The sequence below is a fragment of the Domibacillus robiginosus genome (assembly GCF_000966195.1).
Classification (GTDB): Bacteria; Bacillota; Bacilli; order Bacillales; family Domibacillaceae; genus Domibacillus; species Domibacillus robiginosus.
Genome location: NZ_LAHL01000011.1, coordinates 39313 through 59504 on the forward strand (window position 1 = coordinate 39313; position 20192 = coordinate 59504).

General features: G+C 43.2%; 18 protein-coding genes. 15 read left to right on the forward strand and 3 right to left on the reverse strand.

What is annotated here, in order from left to right; genetic code table 11:
• Positions 1-273 precede the first annotated feature (273 nt).
• Positions 274-1686, forward strand: a complete 1413-nt coding sequence (gene pepV, locus VP97_RS07340; protein WP_050181090.1) for a dipeptidase PepV — start codon at positions 274-276, stop codon at positions 1684-1686.
• A 283-nt stretch (positions 1687-1969) separates the two neighbouring features.
• On the opposite strand, the gene cysK is transcribed toward pepV, so the two are convergent.
• Entirely contained in the window at positions 1970-2902 is a 933-nt protein-coding gene (gene cysK / locus VP97_RS07345; protein ID WP_050181091.1) for a cysteine synthase A, read from the reverse strand.
• A gap of 144 nt (positions 2903-3046) precedes the next feature.
• Here cysK and thpR point away from each other — a divergent pair, with 144 nt between their 5' ends.
• From thpR to trmB, 5 genes are all read left to right on the forward strand, one after another.
• Positions 3047-3613 (forward strand): RNA 2',3'-cyclic phosphodiesterase, encoded by a 567-nt coding sequence (gene thpR / locus VP97_RS07350; protein WP_050181092.1) that lies wholly within the window; start codon positions 3047-3049, stop codon positions 3611-3613.
• Positions 3601-4578 (forward strand): hypothetical protein, encoded by a 978-nt coding sequence (locus VP97_RS07355; protein ID WP_050181093.1) that lies wholly within the window; start codon positions 3601-3603, stop codon positions 4576-4578. The genes thpR and VP97_RS07355 overlap by 13 nt, the downstream gene beginning before the upstream one ends.
• Positions 4556-6691 carry a type I pullulanase gene (pulA, locus tag VP97_RS07360; RefSeq protein WP_050181094.1) on the forward strand — a complete coding sequence of 712 codons (2136 nt, stop codon included), beginning with the start codon at positions 4556-4558 and terminating at the stop codon, positions 6689-6691. Before VP97_RS07355 ends, pulA begins: the two co-directional genes overlap by 23 nt.
• Before the next feature lie 143 nt (positions 6692-6834).
• Positions 6835-7662 (forward strand): phosphotransferase family protein, encoded by an 828-nt coding sequence (locus VP97_RS07365; protein WP_050181095.1) that lies wholly within the window; start codon positions 6835-6837, stop codon positions 7660-7662.
• Positions 7646-8293, forward strand: a complete 648-nt coding sequence (trmB, locus tag VP97_RS07370) for a tRNA (guanosine(46)-N7)-methyltransferase TrmB (RefSeq protein ID WP_050181096.1) — start codon at positions 7646-7648, stop codon at positions 8291-8293. The genes VP97_RS07365 and trmB overlap by 17 nt, the downstream gene beginning before the upstream one ends.
• A gap of 38 nt (positions 8294-8331) precedes the next feature.
• Here trmB and VP97_RS07375 read toward each other — a convergent pair whose 3' ends face one another.
• Complete coding sequence (locus VP97_RS07375; protein ID WP_050181097.1) at positions 8332-8652, reverse strand: PepSY domain-containing protein; 321 nt, start codon at positions 8650-8652, stop codon at positions 8332-8334.
• 141 nt (positions 8653-8793) lie between these two features.
• Here VP97_RS07375 and VP97_RS07380 point away from each other — a divergent pair, with 141 nt between their 5' ends.
• The 4 genes from VP97_RS07380 (at position 8794) to murC (ending at position 14520) form a co-directional block, all read left to right on the forward strand.
• Positions 8794-9864, forward strand: a complete 1071-nt coding sequence (locus tag VP97_RS07380) for a M42 family metallopeptidase (protein WP_050181098.1) — start codon at positions 8794-8796, stop codon at positions 9862-9864.
• Positions 9865-9880: 16 nt separating this feature from the next.
• A complete protein-coding gene (locus VP97_RS07385) occupies positions 9881-10681 on the forward strand; it encodes a DUF1444 domain-containing protein (protein ID WP_050181099.1) in 801 nt (266 codons plus the stop codon).
• 121 nt (positions 10682-10802) lie between these two features.
• Positions 10803-13058, forward strand: a complete 2256-nt coding sequence (locus VP97_RS07390) for a DNA translocase FtsK (RefSeq protein WP_050181100.1) — start codon at positions 10803-10805, stop codon at positions 13056-13058.
• Between the two features lie 163 nt (positions 13059-13221).
• Complete coding sequence (murC, locus tag VP97_RS07395) at positions 13222-14520, forward strand: UDP-N-acetylmuramate--L-alanine ligase (RefSeq protein WP_050181101.1); 1299 nt, start codon at positions 13222-13224, stop codon at positions 14518-14520.
• Positions 14521-14575: 55 nt separating this feature from the next.
• Here the strand turns inward: murC and VP97_RS07400 are convergent, their stop codons facing one another.
• Entirely contained in the window at positions 14576-15691 is a 1116-nt protein-coding gene (locus VP97_RS07400) for an aminopeptidase (protein ID WP_050181102.1), read from the reverse strand.
• 158 nt (positions 15692-15849) lie between these two features.
• On the opposite strand from VP97_RS07400, the gene VP97_RS07405 reads away from it, so the two are divergent.
• The 5 genes from VP97_RS07405 to ccpA all read left to right on the forward strand — a co-directional run bounded on the left by VP97_RS07405 (position 15850) and on the right by ccpA (position 20170).
• Positions 15850-16344 (forward strand): DUF948 domain-containing protein, encoded by a 495-nt coding sequence (locus VP97_RS07405; RefSeq protein WP_050181103.1) that lies wholly within the window; start codon positions 15850-15852, stop codon positions 16342-16344.
• A 166-nt stretch (positions 16345-16510) separates the two neighbouring features.
• Positions 16511-17146 (forward strand): YtxH domain-containing protein, encoded by a 636-nt coding sequence (locus VP97_RS07410; protein ID WP_172656745.1) that lies wholly within the window; start codon positions 16511-16513, stop codon positions 17144-17146.
• 50 nt (positions 17147-17196) lie between these two features.
• Positions 17197-17520 (forward strand): bacillithiol system redox-active protein YtxJ, encoded by a 324-nt coding sequence (gene ytxJ / locus VP97_RS07415; protein ID WP_050181105.1) that lies wholly within the window; start codon positions 17197-17199, stop codon positions 17518-17520.
• Between the two features lie 496 nt (positions 17521-18016).
• Positions 18017-19093 (forward strand): bifunctional 3-deoxy-7-phosphoheptulonate synthase/chorismate mutase, encoded by a 1077-nt coding sequence (locus VP97_RS07420; RefSeq protein ID WP_050181106.1) that lies wholly within the window; start codon positions 18017-18019, stop codon positions 19091-19093.
• A gap of 78 nt (positions 19094-19171) precedes the next feature.
• Complete coding sequence (ccpA, locus tag VP97_RS07425; protein WP_050181107.1) at positions 19172-20170, forward strand: catabolite control protein A; 999 nt, start codon at positions 19172-19174, stop codon at positions 20168-20170.
• Positions 20171-20192: the final 22 nt, after the last annotated feature.

Here is a 20192-nt window from a genome sequence, read left to right on the forward strand (position 1 = left end):
AAAATGATGATATGATAGGTTGATTCAGACATCTCCTTTACAGCCTGTTTGGCAGGCGCTAAACTGTCTGACAATTACAGTGTACTGTATTTATATAGATTATGCTAGGGAAAAGAGCTTAATTTACAAGAGATTTACCCTTTTTTAATAATATTATGCCTGATGTATGAAAAAATGTACGTATTTTGATAAAAAAATTGAAAAATAAATCTTTTGTAAAGAAATTGGTTAAAATGCCGCTTCCCATGTAAAATGAGAAAAGGAGGAATGTGTATGGGCACTATTAATTGGCGAAATGAAATAAAAAAGCGCGAAGTCGAATTGATCCAGGATTTGCAGGCTTTAATTCAAATTCCGAGTGTGAAAAGTGAGAATGTAACAGAAGAAGCTCCTTTTGGCAGAGAAGTGCGGCAGGCACTTGACTTTATGCTTGAGCTTGGAGAAAAAAACGGCTTTCAGGTGAAAAATACAGGAAACGTAGCCGGACACCTGGAAATAGGAGAGGGCGAAGAGTTAGTCGGTATTTTGTGTCACGTGGACGTTGTGCCTCCCGGCGATGACTGGTCATACAAACCATTTGAGGGAGAAGTAGAAAACGGCAAAATTTTTGGCCGTGGAGCCATTGATGATAAAGGCCCGACTATCGCAGCTTATTATGCGATGAAAACCATCCAGGAATTGGCGATTCCTTTAAAAAAGCGTGTCCGAATGATTGTCGGGACTGATGAAGAAAGCACATGGCAGTGTGTAGAGCATTATTTTAAAACAGAGGAAATGCCCGGGGTCGGCTTTGCACCTGATGCAGACTTCCCGATTATTTTTGCAGAAAAAGGAATTGCCGATGTTGAATTGAATATAGACGTTCCAGATGCTGAAGGAATAGCTCCTATACAAGTCGAGTCGTTTCATGCAGGCAGCAGGTATAACATGGTTCCTGATTACGCAAAAGCGGCTCTTTTAATCGAACACCACCATACATTATTTTTGCAAAATTATACAGAGTATATCAAAGACCGAAACCTGGAAGGCTCTTATTATATTGACGGCGGGATTGTTTTTCTGGAGATGAACGGTGTATCCGCTCATGCAGCCGAGCCAGACGATGGACAAAATGCCGCTTTGCTTCTGGCCGCTTTTTTAGCAGAGGCAGCCGTTGACCCTGCTGCAAATGCTTATTTGCGGTTTATCCTGGAATACTTTAAAGAAGATACGCGTGGGAACCGGCTGGGTATTGCATCTGCCGATCCGGAAATGGGTGATGTAACCGTAAATGCGGCGTTGTTCCGTTACGAAAATCAGCAAACAGCACAGGTAGGTGTAAATATCCGCTATCCTGTTTCCTTTGCATTTGAGGAGGAAATAAAAAAACTTGAGAGGACACTTTCAAACGTTTCTTTACGAGTAGTAGACAATAATCCTCCGCACTATATAGAACCGGACGATCCGTTTGTTCAAACACTACAGCGAGTGTATGAAGAGGAAACAGGTGAGAAGGCTGAGCTGCTTTCAACTGGCGGCGGTACATATGCACGAGCATTAAAAACGGGTGTGGCCTTTGGGGCTCTGTTCCCCGGGCGTGCTGATGTAGCCCATCAAAAAAATGAATATGCCGTTTTGGATGACCTGTTCCGGGCAGCTGCTATTTATGCGCGTGCTATTGTAGAGCTTGCCGGGGAAAAGAAGTAAAGAAGAACCCTGCTTTTGAAGGCAGGGTTCTTCAGACTGTAAACAAATGATTGATAACCGTGCACTGCCCGGACGACGCCAAGTGGCTTGCGACAAGATTGTATAGAACTAATAAGGCCGTATTTTTTCTTTTTAAAAAAAGAGGAAATGTATACCCAGTCATCGGCTTATTGAGCTTCAACACTACTTATCGGCTCTTTTTTTGAAAGAGAAAAGCTTTGTCTACACACTGAAGCACCCTGCTATTAAAGGCAGGGTGCTTTTTTAAAGCTGGAGCCTTTTGTTAATCATACTGAAAGACATCTGTAGACAAGTAGCGTTCGCCCGTATCTGGAGCGAGACAAATCACCATATCATCCTTTGTAAAACCTTTAGCCGCCTCAATAGCAGCAAAGCATGCAGCGCCAGCAGACGGGCCGACCAAAATTCCTTCCTCAGCAGCAAGACGGCGGGTAATGGTATAAGCATCTTCATCCGTAACTTTAAAAATCGAGTCGTAAATATGTGTATTTAAAATGGAAGGAATAAATCCCGGGCTTGTACCAACTAGCTTGTGCCGGCCAGGCTGACCGCCTGATAAAACCGGAGATCCGGCCGGTTCTACAACATGAATAGCTAAATCAGGGAATTGTTTTTTCAGCTCTTCTCCCGTGCCAGTAATGGTTCCACCTGTACCGGCGCTTGCCACAAAAGCAGCAAACCGCTTGCCAATCATCCCAACCGCTTCAGAAATTTCGAAGGATGTTGTGCCGCGATGGGCATCAGAATTGGCAGGATTATCGAACTGCATCGGAATAAAACTGTTTGGAACAGTGTCAGCCAGCTCGAGCGCCTTGCGAATAGAACCGGGCATTTTTTCATCTCCAGGCGTCAAAACGACTTCTGCGCCATATGCTTTTAAAAGGTTGATGCGTTCTTTAGTCATCGTATCCGGCATAACCAAAACCGCTTTGTATCCCCGTGCAGCTGCATTCATTGCAATGCCGATCCCTGTGTTCCCGCTTGTTGGTTCAATAATCGTGGCACCTGGCTTTAACTTTCCTGACTTTTCCGCTTCTATAATCATGTTATAAGCTGCACGGTCCTTCACACTTTTGCTTGGATTGTAAAATTCTAATTTCATGTAAACGTCTGCTCCGTTTTCAGGTGACAAACGCTGCAGCTTTATGAGCGGCGTGTCGCCAATCAGCTTGGCAATATTATCAACCACTTTCATTAAACGTCACCCTTTCTTTTTTTAATTAAATCACATTATCCGACCAATTCCAATCGAAATACCATGAATGAGAAAATGCGACTTTTCTATTCGGTTTTTGGTAAACTAAAAACAATCATTGTCCGAAAAAAAGGAGTGTAAGGGATGCAGCCACATTATTTTTTTGCACTTGTTCTTCCTGACAACATAAAGAAAAGAATTGCTGAGGAAATGAAAGGAAGAGAGGAACTTTTTAAACGGCTGGTGCATGTGGAGGATTACCATTTAACATTGGCATTTGTTGGCGCCGCTGCCCTTTCTGATCTTGAAAAAGCTTGCGTCCTTATAAAAGAAAACATAGAACGCCTTCCTGCTTTTGAATTGAAGCTGACGTCGTTTGGTACGTTTGGTCAAAAAACGTCTCCTCGTATTTTCTGGATCAGGACGAACGAGCCTGCTGTTCTTTTCAATGTGCAAAGGGAAGTGGCAGCTGCATGTCGGGAAACAGGAATTTCTATCGACGAAAAGCCGTTTCGGCCCCATATTACTACTGCGCGGAAATGGGCGGGTTCTGACTCGTACACGCCTGCTGTTTTGCCGGAAGGGCTGTTTTTTACAGCAGCTGAAATTGCTTTATATGAAACGAAAAGGTCACAGGGTCCGAAGTACGTGAAAAAATGGTCCTGCCTATTAAGCGGGTCAGGAGAGGAAAGCGAGCCATGGCGCAGTTAATTAAACTTCAAAACTATATATCAAGATATGAACAAGATCCATTTCACTATCCAGCCAGGTATGTCCGGTTAAAAAAAGGAGAGTGGGAAAAGTTTCGTACCCGTTGGGAGCATCACCAAAGTACGGGACTTATACATACAGAACCCGCCGAAGAAGAAAACTGGCTGCTTGAAGAACCAAAACAAAAGCATTCTCTGCTGCGAGGATTGTTTTCAAAAAAGGAAAAACGGGTAGAGACAGAGCCCGGGCCTTCGCAGGAAGATGAGACATTATTATGGCTAAATGAATCGGAGTTCATGTATTTACAAACAGAAGAGGATGCAAAAAAAGCCTTTATCGATAAAATGTTTGCTTTTCAAGTAAAATGGGCAAGCTCAACTCTTTTGCATCAATCACCGCTTGATCATAAATACTACGTAGATGAGCAGCTGAAATGTTTAGTGACGCGCCTGCCAGATACATTTCTTCTCCTGTATCAGCCGGTTTTTCGTTTTCAAAAAGCTGTCGTGGAGCTTGAAATTATCTTGATCACGCCGTTGAATGTCTGGTGTCTGACGTTTTTGGAAGAACAGGATGAAGCCGTTTTTACCGGCTCATCTGATCGGTTTTGGATGAAGCGTTTCCGAGAAAAAGAATCTAAAATTTTAAGCCCTGCTGTTTCACTGGCAAGGACAGAAACAATTGTAAAAAAACTGCTTGGGCACCACGGGGTGGATATTCCAATTCGAAAAGCGATTTTATCCCGAAACGGCTATATTGATGACCCGGCCGCTCCAGCAGACATATATTACATTGATAAGCGTGAATTTCCTCATTGGTTTCATGAGATGAGGCAGCTGTCCTCGCCATTGAAAACCATTCAGCTAAAAGCAGCAAAAACATTACTCGCTCATGCGGATTCGATCAGCCTGCGCCGCCCAGAATGGGAGGAGGAAGATACAAATGATTTCAACCCGTCCGTTTAATGCTTATTTAGATACGCTCACAGAAGTTGCTGTTTTGCTTCCAAAGCATTACTACTCAGGGAAATCATCCGCTTTTTATATAGAAAGCGGCAGTAGCGTGACAAAACTTGAAGTGGTAAGTGTACAGGAATTAGGTGCTGAAATAAAATACACATGCCGGCTAAAGGAAATGCCCGAGTTTGGGCGGGAGCATGTTATTTTAGATGAGCGCCTGATGCGGACAGATTTACAAATAGGCGGCGTAGTCCGTACAAAAGAATTTGACCGGCTTTTTTACTATGAAGGTGAATTGGGAAGCATGTATAAACCAGAACAAACTGCTTTTCGAGTGTGGGCGCCGACTGCGACGGAAGCGTTTGTAAAGTTTAAGGAAACGGAAGAAGGCACACTTCGCTATATGCCGATGAGAAGGGGTCCTTCTGGCACCTTCGAAGCAGAATTAAATGAAAATGCAGAGGGATATTTTTATCACTATCAGGTACGGGTAAATAACGTATGGCATGAATCAGTGGATCCGTATGCCAAGATGGTCTCAGTTCACAGCGAATGGGCTCGCGTTGTAAACGATGAAAAAATGAAGGTTGAAACCTATCCGCTGCCATCGTTTTCGTCCCCGCTTGATGCCATTATTTATGAGGCATCTATCCGCGATGTATCGAGCCAGCGGGAAAGCGGCATTAAGCACCGCGGCTTATACCTTGGACTGACAGAGGAAGGCACGCAAAGTCCTGATGGACAGCCGACCGGCCTTGATTACATTGCCTCGCTTGGCGTCACACATGTACAGCTGATGCCGTTTTTTGATTTTTTTGGCGTATCCGACACAGATTTTTATGCCAATTATAACTGGGGATATAACCCGTTATATTTTAATGTGCCGGAAGGAAGTTTCAGCTCGAATCCGGCCGACTTGTATGCACGTTCGACAGAATTAAAGCAAATGATCGAGGCATTCCACAAAAAAGGGCTTCGCGTCATTATGGACGTAGTGTACAATCACGTATTTGTTCGGGAGACTTCTTCCTTTGAGCGGCTTGTTCCAGGCTACTTTTTTCGTCAGGGAATAGATGGGATGCCATCAAATGGCTCAGGGTGCGGGAATGATTTTGCTTCCGAACGGAATATGGGCCGTAAATTTATTTTGGATTCCCTTCAGTATTGGATGGAGGCTTATAACATTGACGGTTTTCGGTTTGATTTGATGGGGCTGGTTGATGTGGAAACAATAAAGCAGGCAGCTGTGCGTCTTCGCAGACATAATCCAGGGCTTATTCTTCTGGGAGAAGGATGGGACTTAAACACTGCCTTGCCGGATGAAGAAAAAGCGGCGCTTCGGAATGAACATGAGCTGCCAGATGTTGCTTTTTTTAATGATCGGTTTCGTGATTCTGTAAAGGGAAGCACTTTTCAGCTGTTTGAAACCGGCTTTGCATTCGGAAACAGTAAAAGACTCGATAACGCCTTTGCTGCGTTGACTGCAAATGTTGGATGCAGCGGCGTTGATCGGTTGTTTCACTCACCTGCCCAGTCTGTTAACTATGTAGAATGCCATGATAACTATACACTGTGGGATAAGCTTGAAGCATGTTTTCCTGGAGATACGGAAACGAACAAGAAAAAGCATCTGCTGGCTACTGCTATTGTGCTTTTTTCACAAGGCATTCCATTCCTGCATGCTGGCCAGGAATTTTGTCGAACGAAGCATGGGGTTGAAAATAGTTACACAAGCTCCGATCTTATTAATCAAATGGATTGGCGCCGCCGCAGTGAATTTATAGACCATGTTCAGTATGTAAAAGGATTGCTAAATGTTCGAAAGTCAACAGGTGCTTTCCGCTTAAGAACAGAAGAAGCCATTTGTTATCATATTGTGAAATGGCCTGCCAACGCTGATACATTAACGGTTTGGCTAAAGGATGTCGGAGCTTATGGAGAGTGGAATGATTTAGTTTTAAGTTTTAATGCTGGTAAAGCTCCTTCCAGCTTTGCTCTGCCGGAAGGAAGCAAATGGCATCAGATCGTTTCGGGCACAAAAGCAGGGACAAAGCCTTTTGGCGTAGTTCAAACTGATGCTTTAGTTGAGCCATTCAGTTGTGCCGTTTACGTCAGATAGAATGTTTCATAAAGGAACTGGTCGAATGCGCTGATTCATGATACAATATGTCAGACGATAGACGAACGATACAAGTAATAAAAAAGACAGCGATTGTTTTTCGAAGCGGCTGCTGTCTTTTTTTTATGAAAAAGGTGAGTTTTTTGGAACACTTTTTGGGGAGAGACTGGGAAATAATGCCTGCCGGGGGCGTGACAGGAAAAGCTTTTTTTGCACGTCATGCTGGGCAGGAACTATTTTTAAAGCGAAATTCTTCTCCTTTTCTTGCCATGCTCTCAGCCGAAGGAATTGTCCCGAAACTCGTTTGGACAAAGCGGCTTGAGAACGGTGATGTAATTTCTGCGCAGCATTGGATGAATGGACGGGAACTTGGACCGGAAGAAATGGAATCGGAACGTGTTGCCCGGCTGATGGGGAAAATTCATTCATCCAAGCCGCTTTTAAATATGCTTAAACGTCTTGGAAAACAGCCTGTGCTGCCGGCAGCTACATTATCTGAGGTCCGCGCTCAAATCCATTTGATTTCCGCGCATCCTGTTGTATCCCGTGCGCTGCATTTTTTAGAGGAGCGCCTGCCGAATGTGCCGGATTATCAATTTGTGGTGTGTCATACCGATGTAAATCATCACAACTGGCTTTTGTCTGATCAAGATGAATTATTTTTAATCGACTGGGACGGTGCAATGATTGCCGACCCGGCAGTAGATATTGGTACGTTGCTGTTTGGCTATGTGAAACAAGAAAACTGGGCTCAGTGGCTCACCCAGTACGGTTTAACATTAACACCAGATTTTTTTCACCGCATGAAATGGTATGCAGCTGTCCAGCTGCTTTCGTCTATTGAATGGAACCGTGAAAAAACCCGCTTCTATGAGATGAACCGCGGACTAGCTTCTTTGCACCAGCTGCTGGAAGCAGAGCACACTTTATTTGGAAATGGAGAGAACAGGCAAGATGCGTTTACGAAATAAACCATGGGCACGTGAGAAAATCAGCGCTCATCCTCAATATATTATTCCAAACCCTGAAGAAGCAAAAGGGCATTGGAACCAGATCTTCGGAAATAACAATCCAATCCATATCGAAGTAGGAACAGGAAAAGGCCAGTTTGTGACTGGAATGGCCAAACAAAATCCACATATTAATTATATCGGTATTGAAATGTACGAAAGCGTCATTATTACGGCACTTGAACGGCTCATTGAAGCAGATCTTCCTAACTTGAAACTGCTTAATGTAGATGGGGCAGAGCTGCTCAATTATTTTGAAAAAGGGGAAGTAGGCCGCGTCTACTTAAACTTTTCTGACCCATGGCCTAAAAGCCGCCATGCCAAACGTCGTTTAACTTATAAGACATTTTTAAACCTGTATGAATCTCTTATGCCTGAGGGCGGGGAAGTGCATTTTAAAACTGACAATCAGGGGCTGTTTGAATTCTCGTTAAAAAGCTTTTCAGAATATGGGATGCTGTTAACGTTTGTTAGCCTGGATCTTCACAACAGCTCCTTTGAAGGAAATGTGATGACGGAATATGAAGAAAAGTTCTCGGAGAAAGGTCAGCGAATTTACCGTTCAGAAGCTCAATTCCAGCCGCGTGCATAAAAAATCCCAAACGGGCCAGACCCGTTTGGGATTTTTATTTACACTGGCTGTACATTTAAAAGTGTACCTGTTTTTGCATCAGCTGAAAATTCAAATTGTGTATTTCCGGATTCGCCTGGACGGGAAATGCCGCCTTTATAAACAAGCACGGGAAATCCATTGCTTTCGATTTGTTCCGGCTTCATTTGAATCCAGGACCCATCAACCGGGCCGTTTTGCTTAAAGGTATCTTTTACTTTTTTTAATACTTTTTCAGGTGGAACATTCATCGATTCGGATGTTTGTTTTTGAATCAAAAGGGCTGCGGCTGCTCCAGCAGCTGCGCCGATCAAAAAAGCGGTTCGATCACATTTTATCATGTTGAAACCCCCTGTTTATCTGGTTGACTGCTTCTTTAGTATACAAGAGAACAAAAGGACTGAAAACTAAAATGCGCTTCATTCCACCTTAGGCTGCATTTTCGGTATAATGAACAAAAGAAAACAGGAGGAATGGAGCCGATGAATCAAGAAACGAAAGAGATGTTTAAAACGCTGACGGAACTGCCGGGTGCACCGGGGAATGAACATGCCGTGCGTGCTTTTTTAAAGAAAGAAATGGAGCCTTATACAGATTCCATTATTCAAGATCATCTGGGCAGCTTGTTTGGTGTGAAAAGCGGCGATGAAAACGGCCCACGGGTCATGGTGGCCGGGCATATGGATGAAGTAGCTTTTATGGTAACAGCCATCACAGATAATGGAATGATTCGTTTTCAAACGCTCGGCGGCTGGTGGAATCAAACAATGCTTGCCCAGCGAGTAAGCATTTATACAAAAAACGGTCCGGTTGAAGGAGTTATTTCCTCGACACCGCCACATTTGTTAACAGAGGACCAGCGAAGTAAACCGATGCAGATTAAAAACATGCAAATCGACATCGGAGCAGACAACAGGGCAGATGCAGAGGCCATGGGCATTAAGCCCGGTCAATCCATTTTGCCAGTATCTCCATTTACACCGATGGCGAATCCGAAGAAAATAATGGCAAAAGCTTGGGACAACCGGTATGGCTGCGGGCTGGCGCTTGAGCTGCTCAAAGAGCTCCATGGAAAAACGCTGCCAAATACGCTCTACTCGGGAGCGACGGTTCAAGAAGAAGTCGGTCTGCGCGGAGCACAAACTGCGGCGCATTTAATCAACCCGGATATCTTTTTTGCACTGGATGCAAGTCCTGCTAATGATGCCACGGGCGATAAAAACGAATTTGGACAGCTTGGTAAGGGAGTCCTGCTTCGTATTTTCGACCGTTCTATGGTTACACACGGCGGTATGCGTGACTTTGTGCTTGATACGGCAGAATCAAATAACGTTCCTTATCAATATTTTGTTTCTCCTGGAGGCACAGATGCCGGCCGTGTTCATACAACTGGAAACGGAGTGCCCAGCGCAGTAATCGGCATTTGCTCCCGGTATATTCATACGCACTCATCTATTATTCATACGGATGATTATGATGCAGCGAAAGAACTGCTTCTCCGGTTAGTAACTAGTATGGACCGGACAACCGTTGATACGATCAAGCAATACTAAATAAGGAGGGGCCGATATGTCGACCATAAAGTTAAAACGAGAACTGGAACAAACACTTAAACAGCCGAATCGGACCATTGTTTTCGACCGTGAGAAGGAAGAAATGCGCATCGAAAACAGTGAAACAAAAAAAGGCGTTACGGTGGCACTTGGCGGTATTTTAGCCAAGTTTGAGGGGAATGTTCAAAAAGCGGCCGAAGAAACGATTTATTACGTAAATGAAGCTCTAAATGCAATTGATGGAGCCGGGCAAAAAGAAGAAAAAGAAAAACGAATCTTTCCGGTGATCCGTGCAGCATCATTTCCAACCGAGGCAGAGGAAGGTGTGCCGCTTTTTTGGGATGAACACACAGCGGAAACCCGTATTTACTACGCGGTTGATCTTGGAACAACCTATCGGCTGATTGATGAAAAGCTGATGGCAAAAGAACAATGGACAGCGGAACAGATTCGGGAAATTGCCCGTTTTAATCTGCGTTCTCTGCCTGTTGAAATGAAACAAGATACAGTAGCCGGAAATGTATTTTATTTTTTAAATTCAAATGATGGCTATGATGCAACTCGTATTTTAAATGACCGGTTTTTAAAAGAAATGAGCGAGAAAGTAGAAGGAGATATGACTGTTTCTGTTCCACATGGAGATGTACTTATTATCGGAGACATTCGAAATGAAACAGGGTATGATGTACTCGCCCAAATGGCAATGAGCTTTTTTGCGGCTGGCCGTGTGCCAATTACCGCTCTTTCTTTTGTCTACGAAGAAGGACACCTTGAACCAATCTTTATTTTAGCTAAAAACCGTCCGCGTAAAGAGTAACGTCTTTGGCGGGCGGTTCTTTTTCATCCCCATCTATTTTCCCAAAATTTCGTTTTTCTGTTAACAAATCGTGTATAGTTGGTACAATGAAAAAGACTTTAAGGAGAAAGAGTGATTACGAATGAGCATGTTTAAAAAAATTCTCTCCTATTTCAGAGAAGAAATTGAAATTATCGAAGAAGACGAAATAGAACCAGTTGATAAAGAAGTTCAAGAGCCAGAGCTAAAGGGAAAAGTGGAAGAGCCGCCGCGTCCGGCACCTGCTTTGTTTGAGCAAAATCGTTCTATTCCTTCTATTCCGTCTGTACAGCAGCTTTCTACGCGTGTTGCCTACCGGTATCCGACCGTAAAGCGAACCGCTCATGAAGAAAATCCACACCGCCGTCCACGCTTGGGCAGAAGCGAGACAGCTTCTGCTGCGCCGATTGAGTCGTCCAAGAGTGATCAGGTTCACAAGCCGGTGTACAATACATCAGAAGCATCTCGCGTTGCACCGCGCCCATTTAAACCAACAGAGATCCCTTCACCGATTTATGGGTTCCGGTCCAGACCGGCAAAAGAAGATGCGCGCAGTGTTCGGAGTGAAGAACGTGAAAAAGTGAATGAACCCCTTTTGCTGTTTTCCAAAGAGCAGGCGAAGCGTCCGCTTGAACGGCAGAAGGAAGCACCCATACAGGAGGTGCGAAAGCGGGAAGTGCCAAAGCCGAAGCAGGAAGAGGAGGCGCCGCTACAAAAACCATCCGTTCTTTATCCAGAGAAAAGCGTTCCTTCTGAGCAAAAAGAAAAGCCGAGAGAACGGCGTCATTCTCCTTTTAACGTTGTTATGCTGAAGAAAGACCGTGAGAAGATTGCAAAGCCTAAGCCGGCATTGAAGCAGCAGCCCCAGTCCGCTCCAGCTCCAGCTAACGTGCCGGCTGCGAAAAAGGACAAGCCCGCTGTGCAGGAACGGCCGGTGATTCCTGAGAAAACAAATCGTCCGCCGCTCTCGTTTTTAACACCGCCAGCGCAGAAATCGGCTGATGATACGTGGGTAGAGGAAAAATCAGCGCTTTTGAATGAAACGTTAAAAAGCTTTAATATTAACGCTCACGTAACAGGAGTTACCACTGGACCTTCTATCACCCGCTTTGAAGTCACACCGGCGATCGGGGTGAAAGTGAGCAAAATTGTTAGTTTAACAGATGATATTAAACGCAGTCTTGCCGCGCGGACGATTCGAATTGAGGCACCAATTCCAGGCACCCAGGTGGTCGGCATTGAGCTTCCTAATGAAAAAAGCCGCCCGGTTTATATCAGTGAGATTATCGGTCACAGCCGTTTTCAATCACATTCTTCGCCGCTGGCTTCTGCGCTGGGCCTTGATATTGCCGGCAATCCGGTTGTGCTGGATTTGCAAAAAATGCCGCACGGGCTCATTGCCGGCGCGACGGGCTCAGGGAAAAGCGTTTGTATTAATTCCATTTTAGTGAGTCTTTTGTACAAAGCAGCGCCTCACGAACTCAAATTGCTTCTCATTGACCCGAAAATGGTTGAGCTAACGCCGTATAATGGCATTCCGCATTTAGCGAGCCCAGTGATCACGGATGTAAAAGCAGCGACTGCGGCATTGAAATGGGCTGTAGAAGAGATGGAGCGGCGGTATCAGCTTTTTGTCCATGCAGGTGTAAGGGACATGGCTTCGTACAATGCAAAAGTGAAAGCATCGGAATTTAATGAGCCGCATTTACCATATCTAGTAATTATCATTGATGAGTTGGCGGATTTAATGATGATGGCCCCGGGAGATGTGGAAGAATCGATTTGCCGGATTGCCCAAAAAGCACGCGCCTGCGGAATTCATTTAATCGTAGCGACCCAGCGTCCATCTGTGGATGTAATTACAGGTTTGATCAAAGCAAATATTCCGACGCGGATTGCTTTTTCAGTTTCTTCACAAATTGACTCTCGCACAATCTTGGACAAGGTGGGAGCGGAAAAACTGCTTGGGCGAGGTGATATGCTGTTTTTAAACAACGGTGCGAGTGAATCTGTTCGTTTGCAGGGTACATTTGTTACGAATGAGGAAATTGATGAAGTTGTTCAGTTTGCTAAAGCGCAGCAGGAGCCGGACTATTTATTTAAACAAGAAGAGCTTCTGCAAAAAGCGGCGGTTCATGATGAAGAAGATGAACTGTTTCAGGAAGCCTGTGAGCTTGTTGTCCGCCAGAGAGGTGCTTCTACTTCTATGCTGCAGCGAAATTTAAAAGTAGGCTATAACCGTGCAGCCCGCTTAATTGAAATGATGGAGGAAAAAGGTCTTGTTTCCGGTCAACGGGCCGGACGGCCGCGTGAAGTGCTCATTTCTGAAGAAGAGCTTATGGCTTATTTTGAACAATAGAATGAACTAGCCGGTGCTTAAGCACCGGTTTTTTCGAAGAATAGTCACATTCTGAAAAAAATGCTATAATGGACAAATGCAATGATTGACTGCCATCCGTTTCAAATGGAGCGGGAATACATATACTACATGTAAAAGGCTAGAGAATGCTGGAGGTTTAATGATGACAACCTATCATTTTGTTGGAATAAAAGGCTCTGGAATGAGCGCCCTCGCCCATATTCTTCACGATAAAGGATATACTGTGCAGGGATCTGACGTAGAAAAAACATTTTTTACACAAAAAGCGCTTGAAGAAGCAGGCATTTTAATTTTGCCGTTTAACGCAGATAATATTCAAGAAAACATGACCGTTATTGCCGGCAATGCTTTCGGAGATGATCATGAAGAAATTAAACGAGCGCATGAAATGAATGTGCCAGTTATCCGCTACCATAAGTTTTTAGGCGATTTTATTCAAAATTTTACGAGCGTAGCGATCACAGGCTCACATGGGAAAACGTCAACGACCGGCTTGATGGCACACGTTGTAAGTGGCGCGGCACCGACCTCTTATTTAATTGGAGATGGAACGGGGCGTGGAGCAAAAGAGGCAGCATATTTTGTGTTTGAGGCTTGTGAATATCGCCGTCATTTCCTATCTTATTCACCTGATTACGCTGTTATGACGAATATTGATTTTGATCATCCAGACTATTTTGCTGATGTTCAAGATGTAGTTTCTGCTTTTCAACAAATGGCCATGCAAGTGAAAAAAGGGATTTTTGCTTGTGGAGATGATGAGTATCTGCAGGGCATTCAAGCAAACGTGCCGGTTGTTTTTTATGGCTTCGGAGATGAAAATGACTTTCAGGCACGCAATACGTCTTTTGATGAAAAAGGCACCACTTTTGATGTGTTTGTCCGCAATGAATTTTATGCGACATTCCGAATTCCTGGGTACGGTGATCATAACGTTTTAAACGCTCTGTCAGTCATCGGCTTATGCCACTACGAGGATATTGACACAGACATCGTAAAAGAGCGACTTCTGACATTTTCTGGCGTAAAACGCCGCTTCTCCGAGAAGCAGGTAGGAGGCCAGGTGCTAATTGACGATTATGCACACCATCCAACTGAAATTCGTGCAACGATTAATGCAGCACGCCAAAAATATCCAAACCGTGAAATTGTAGCTGTATTCCAGCCGCATACCTTTTCACGTACACAAACGTTTCTCGATGCATTTGCAGACAGCTTAAATGGAGCAGATGCTGTTTACTTGTGTGATATTTTCGGTTCAGCGCGTGAAAACCACGGCAAGCTGACCATTGAAGATCTGCAGGAAAAAATTCCAGGTGCGCAGCTTATTAAAGAAGACGGTACGCCTGTTTTAACCAAGCATGAAAACAGCGTATTGATTTTTATGGGTGCTGGTGATATTCAAAAGTTTCAAGCTGCTTACGAAGAACAGCTTGCTTAATGAAAAAACCTATTGCCGATTTCGGCAATAGGTTTTTTTGTAAACAAGTCCATATTTATTTTAAGTTTTCCGGATTGAGGTCTTCGAGCTCTGGAAGAACAAACCGACCATCTTTACGAATCAACATACCATCAAACCAAATTTCACCGCCGCCATATTCTGGGCGCTGAATGACAACCAGATCCCAATGGATATTTGAATGGTTGCCATTGTAAGCATTCTCATAGCACTCACCAGGTGTAAAATGAAAGCTTCCATCAATTTTTTCATCAAATAAAATATCCTGCATGGGATGAAGAATATACGGATTCACACCGATGGCAAATTCCCCAATAAAACGAGCTCCTTCGTCTGTATCAAAAATATCATTGATCCGTTTCACATCATTTGCATGTGCATCAATAATTTTACCGTTTTCAAATCGCAGCTTTACGTTTTCAAAGGTAAAACCATTATAAGGAGAAGGCGTGTTATAAGAAATAACCCCGTTCACAGAATCGCGGACAGGCGCTGTGTAAACCTCACCATCTGGAATGTTCAGATGACCCGCACATTTAACTGCTGGAATGTCTTTAATAGAGAATGTCAAATCTGTTCCGGGACCTTTCAGATGTACTTGATCCGTACGATTCATCAGTTCCACAAGCGGCTCCATCGCTGCATCCATTTTGCTGTAATCCAGATTGCATACATCAAAATAAAAATCTTCAAACGCATCTGTACTCATTTTAGCCAGCTGTGCCATAGAAGAGGTTGGATAGCGAAGAACAACCCATTTTGTTTTGGGAACACGAATGTCACGATGAACTTTTTTACCGATTGTATTGCCGTGAATTTTCATTTTTTCTGCCGGCACATCCGCCTGCTCATTTATATTGTCACCGGCCCGGAGACCGATATAGGCGTCCATTTCTTTCATTACGTTTGCTTCAAAATCAGCCATTAAATCAAACTGGCCCTCCTGTGCGCCCAGTAAAAGAGAACGGTCTACCCTGTGGTCTTTTAACAGCACGTATGGCCAGCCTCCAGCCTTGTAGGCTTCTTCTACCAGCGCGGTGACTAGTTCACGCTGCAGTCCAAAGTTCTCAATTAAAACTTTTTCCCCAGGCTTAATTTGACAAGAATATTGGATCAAATTAGCAGCCAGTGTTTGAATACGTGAATCTTTCATAAAATCATCCTCCTAATCCTTTTTATTGTACGATTTCCCGAAAATTTGTGCAAAAAGCAGGAAATTTAATTGTAAAAAAAGAAATAATAAAATTAGTGTTTATAATTATAGGCACTGGGTAATTTTATTACATAAACAAACGTTGGAGGTGTCCTGGAGTGGAAATTATTCTTTACTTAAGTGCGGCAGTCGCGGCCATCGCATTTTTAATTTTGGTCATCAATTTGTCCAAAACATTAAAATCGGTTGATAACACGCTTGATACGCTATCCCGTACAGTTGACCGCCTGGAAGGGCAATTAAAAGATGTGACGGCAGAAACGGCTGAACTGTTACATAAAACAAATGCATTGGCTGAAGATGTTCAGCATAAAACCGAGCAGCTAAATACAGTGGTTTATGCTGTTAAGGATGTTGGCTCGTCCGTCCATAACTTAAACCATTCATTGAAAAAAGTAACAACAACAGTTGCCTCACAAGTGGAAAAAAATCAATACAAAATTTCCCAAGCGGTGCAGTGGGGAAATGTTGTAAAGCAGTTGGTAGATAAATTTAAAAACGACGACAAACACAAACAAGCAGCGGATACCCCGTCATCAGGGGTTCGTACAAAAGCGCTGCCTGCACCAGCTTATAAAAATAACGAAGCATAACGATCAAAAATTTGAAGAGGAGTGTTTACCCATGAGAACGAAAAACACATATGATCAGTTTAATATTAAAAAGAACGGAATCAATTCCCCTCAATATCCAACTCAATCTCAGCCTCAATACGACAGCTTTGATTTGAGTACAGACCGTTATGACTATGAAGAATCAATGAATACAAAAGACTTTGTTACAGGAGCAATTTTCGGCGCAGTGGTAGGCGCTGCTGCAGCTTTGATGCTGGCACCTAAATCAGGTACAGAGCTGCGTAGTAATTTAAATTCTCAGGCCGGTTCCTTAAAAGAACGGGCTACGGGGTTAACAGATACAGCAAAAGATAAAACGTCTACTTTAACAAGTGCTGTGCAGGAAAAATCTTCTGCTTTAATGGATAAGGTAAAATCCATGAAATCATCTGATGGCTCTGGATCTGCAGATTCAGTAAATCTTGATGAGAAAAAAGAAGAGGCAAAATCGGTTGTAGATACGGTAGCGGATGCCGTAAAGGATAAAGTAGGTACAACAGCTGATACAGCAAAAACAAAGCTTGATGAAACAAAAAAGGCTTTTGATGAAGCAGAAAAAGCAAAAAACAATTCAAATCAAATAAGCAGTAATACACCAGCGTCGACGCCTTCTAGCACATCTTCGACAAATGCTACATCCGCTGGATGGGTTGATCCAGCTGACAAAGGAATTAATGAAAAAAAGAAAAACGGCGGTTTTAATAATAACAGTAATAACAATAGCAATAACAACAATAAAAATAATAACAACAATAACAACAAAAAGTTTACCAACAAGTAAGAAAAAGCCGGACTGGTTCCGGCTTTTCATTTTGAGGAGGATTTATCCATATGCAAAAGATTATGTACATCGCTGAGTTTGAAGAGCTGTTAGAAAGAAACGAACCTTTCTTTTTATTAAAGCACAGCACAACCTGCCCAGTAAGTGCAGCGGCTTATGATGCTTATGAAGCGTTTGTAAAAGATCCAGCTTTTGGTCAACAGGGCGTTTATTTGGCCGTTCAAGAAGCAAGAGAATTGTCTAATCATATCGCTCAAGTAACAGACATCCGGCATGAATCTCCCCAGGTGATTTATTTTAAAAACGGTAAGCCTGAATGGAACGAATCACATTGGAAGATTACCAAAGATCAGCTTGCTTCTGTAGCACAATAAAAAAACCAGACATAAACCAGACATTTTGTCTGGTTTTTTTCCATTCTATTGAAATATGATATTGTCCAGTTACATTATCCTCGAAATCTACATGTTTAGTGACCGTTCTTAGCCAAAGCATAGAATAGGCGCATTCGCGGGGCTCCGTCTTTGTGGGGAGGAAAAGGAGCGAGTGAAATTCAGTGTGCTTTCCTTTCTTTGCTGGAAAGAACAGAAAACCCTTTCAACATCTCTGTTTTTCAAAGGGGGGAGGCTTTCTTCAGGTAAGCTAAAAAAGAAACATGCTATATACACTATTAAAAAACAAATTTCTTCTTAACCTCTTTTTTATGAACAAGGTGCTTTAACACTTAAAAGCGTTTTGGTATTAAAGCGAAATTGTCGTGACTTTTCTAAACATTTGATTTATAATGATGGAATAGTTCCTTAAACATGCAGCGGTTTATGTTAAATTGAAGAAATATTTTGATTATCTATTTTTGGAAGGATGAGACATGTGAGCAACCAAGAACTGGAGCAATTAAGAAGCAAGGTAGACGATATGAATGTCCAATTGCTGAAGTTAATTAACGAGCGGGCAGAGCTAGTCCAAGAAATTGGACGCGTCAAAGAAAAGCAAGGCGTTAACCGTTATGATCCGGTTCGTGAACGCTCTATGCTTAATAATTTACTAGATAAAAACGATGGTCCTTTTGAACGCTCCACCATTGAACATATTTTTAAAGAAATTTTTAAAGCAGGCCTTGAACTCCAGGAGGATGATCACCGCAAAGCGCTGCTCGTTTCCCGGAAGAAAAAGCAGGAGGATACAGTAGTAACGGTTCGTGGCCATAAAGTAGGCGATGGAAATGTTACATTTGTTTTTGGTCCCTGTGCGGTTGAGTCGTACGAGCAGGTAGCAGAGGTAGCTAAATCGATCAAGGGAAAAGGGTTGAAAATGATCCGCGGCGGCGCCTACAAACCTCGTACCTCACCTTATGACTTCCAGGGTCTTGGGTTAGAAGGATTGAAAATTCTAAAACGTGTAGCTGATGAGTTTGATCTTGCTGTTGTCAGTGAAATTGTTAATCCAGCTGATATTGAAGCAGCGTGCGAGTATATCGATGTGATTCAAATCGGTGCCCGCAATATGCAAAATTTTGAGCTTTTAAAAGCAGCGGGATCTGTGAAAAAGCCGGTTCTCTTAAAACGCGGTTTAGCAGCTACGATTGATGAATTTATTAATGCAGCAGAATATATTCTGGCGCAAGGAAACGATCAAGTCATTCTTTGTGAGCGAGGAATTCGTACTTATGAGCGGGCCACTCGAAACACGCTTGATATCACAGCTGTGCCAATCTTAAAACAAGAAACACATCTTCCTGTTTTTGTTGACGTTACGCACTCAACTGGACGTCGCGATCTCCTTCTTCCAGCTGCAAAAGCAGGCATTGCGATTGGTGCAGACGGAATTATGGCAGAGGTGCATCCAGACCCGGCTGTTGCGCTTTCCGATGCAGCTCAACAAATGAATTTGCAACAATTTGATGAATTTTATGATGAGATTTTAAAATCTGTAGCAGTAAAAGCATAAAATTAAGGCTCCTGTGTTTGCACAGGAGCCTTTTTTCGTTAATATAGAGAGAAAGAAATGAAAAGGAGCAATTACTAAATGAATATTACGATTTATGATGTGGCAAGAGAGGCAAACGTGTCGATGGCAACCGTATCGCGCGTAGTAAATGGAAACCCGAATGTGAAACCAGCCACAAGAAAGAAAGTAAACGATGTAATCGAGCGTTTAGGCTATCGTCCAAATGCGGTTGCACGCGGGCTGGCGAGCAAAAAAACAACAACTGTCGGATTAATTATTCCTGACATTTCAAATATTTTCTATGCAGAGCTTGCACGCGGAATTGAAGATATTGCGACGATGTACAAATACAACATCATTTTAAGCAACTCTGATCAAAATGAAGAAAAAGAAATGCATTTAATTCAAACGATGCTTGGCAAACAAGTAGACGGCCTAATTTTTATGGGCAATCACATTACAGAAGAGCATGTAAAAGAATTTGACCGCTCGCCGGTTCCAGTTGTTTTGGCTGGTTCTGTTGAATCGTCTGGAAAAACAGCTTCTGTTAATATTGATTACAAAGAAGCAGCCCGGGAAGTCGTGCAGTCCTTGATTGACGGCGGTCATAAGCGTATTGCCTATGTAGCCAGCCCGTTTCATGATGTGATCAGTACGGAATATGCGCTTGCAGTTTATAAAGAAGTGTTAGCGGGCGCTGGCCTTTATGATGAATCACTGGTTGTAGAAGGTGATTACACATATGATTCTGGTATTGAGGCATGGGAAAAGTTAAGCGAAGCAGGTGAGAAGCCAACCGCTGTATTCGTTTACAATGATGAGATGGCCCTTGGCGTCGTTCATGCGGCACAGGAAGCAGGTTTATCGATTCCAGACGATCTTGAAGTCATCAGCTTTGATTCTACAAAGCTGTCCCTAATGGTCCGTCCTCAGCTAACAGCAGTTGCGCAGCCATTATATGATATTGGCGCAGTTGCGATGCGTTTGTTGACAAAGCTGATGAACAAAGAAGAAGTAGAAAATCCAGTTGTTGTCCTGCCGCACCGGGTTGAAAAACGCGGCTCTACAAAAGGATAAAGTAAAGCAATAAAAATCGAAT

Coding starts and splice junctions, on each gene's coding strand:
- VP97_RS07400 (WP_050181102.1), bottom strand. CDS start 15,691: ATGAAAGATTCACGTATTCAAACACTGGCTGCTAATTTGATCCAATAT.
- VP97_RS07375 (WP_050181097.1), bottom strand. CDS start 8,652: ATGATAAAATGTGATCGAACCGCTTTTTTGATCGGCGCAGCTGCTGGA.
- ytxJ (WP_050181105.1), top strand. CDS start 17,197: ATGCAAAAGATTATGTACATCGCTGAGTTTGAAGAGCTGTTAGAAAGA.
- cysK (WP_050181091.1), bottom strand. CDS start 2,902: ATGAAAGTGGTTGATAATATTGCCAAGCTGATTGGCGACACGCCGCTC.
- murC (WP_050181101.1), top strand. CDS start 13,222: ATGACAACCTATCATTTTGTTGGAATAAAAGGCTCTGGAATGAGCGCC.
- VP97_RS07410 (WP_172656745.1), top strand. CDS start 16,511: ATGAATACAAAAGACTTTGTTACAGGAGCAATTTTCGGCGCAGTGGTA.
- VP97_RS07390 (WP_050181100.1), top strand. CDS start 10,803: ATGAGCATGTTTAAAAAAATTCTCTCCTATTTCAGAGAAGAAATTGAA.
- VP97_RS07380 (WP_050181098.1), top strand. CDS start 8,794: ATGAATCAAGAAACGAAAGAGATGTTTAAAACGCTGACGGAACTGCCG.
- pulA (WP_050181094.1), top strand. CDS start 4,556: ATGATTTCAACCCGTCCGTTTAATGCTTATTTAGATACGCTCACAGAA.
- trmB (WP_050181096.1), top strand. CDS start 7,646: ATGCGTTTACGAAATAAACCATGGGCACGTGAGAAAATCAGCGCTCAT.
- VP97_RS07385 (WP_050181099.1), top strand. CDS start 9,881: ATGTCGACCATAAAGTTAAAACGAGAACTGGAACAAACACTTAAACAG.
- pepV (WP_050181090.1), top strand. CDS start 274: ATGGGCACTATTAATTGGCGAAATGAAATAAAAAAGCGCGAAGTCGAA.
- ccpA (WP_050181107.1), top strand. CDS start 19,172: ATGAATATTACGATTTATGATGTGGCAAGAGAGGCAAACGTGTCGATG.
- thpR (WP_050181092.1), top strand. CDS start 3,047: ATGCAGCCACATTATTTTTTTGCACTTGTTCTTCCTGACAACATAAAG.
- VP97_RS07355 (WP_050181093.1), top strand. CDS start 3,601: ATGGCGCAGTTAATTAAACTTCAAAACTATATATCAAGATATGAACAA.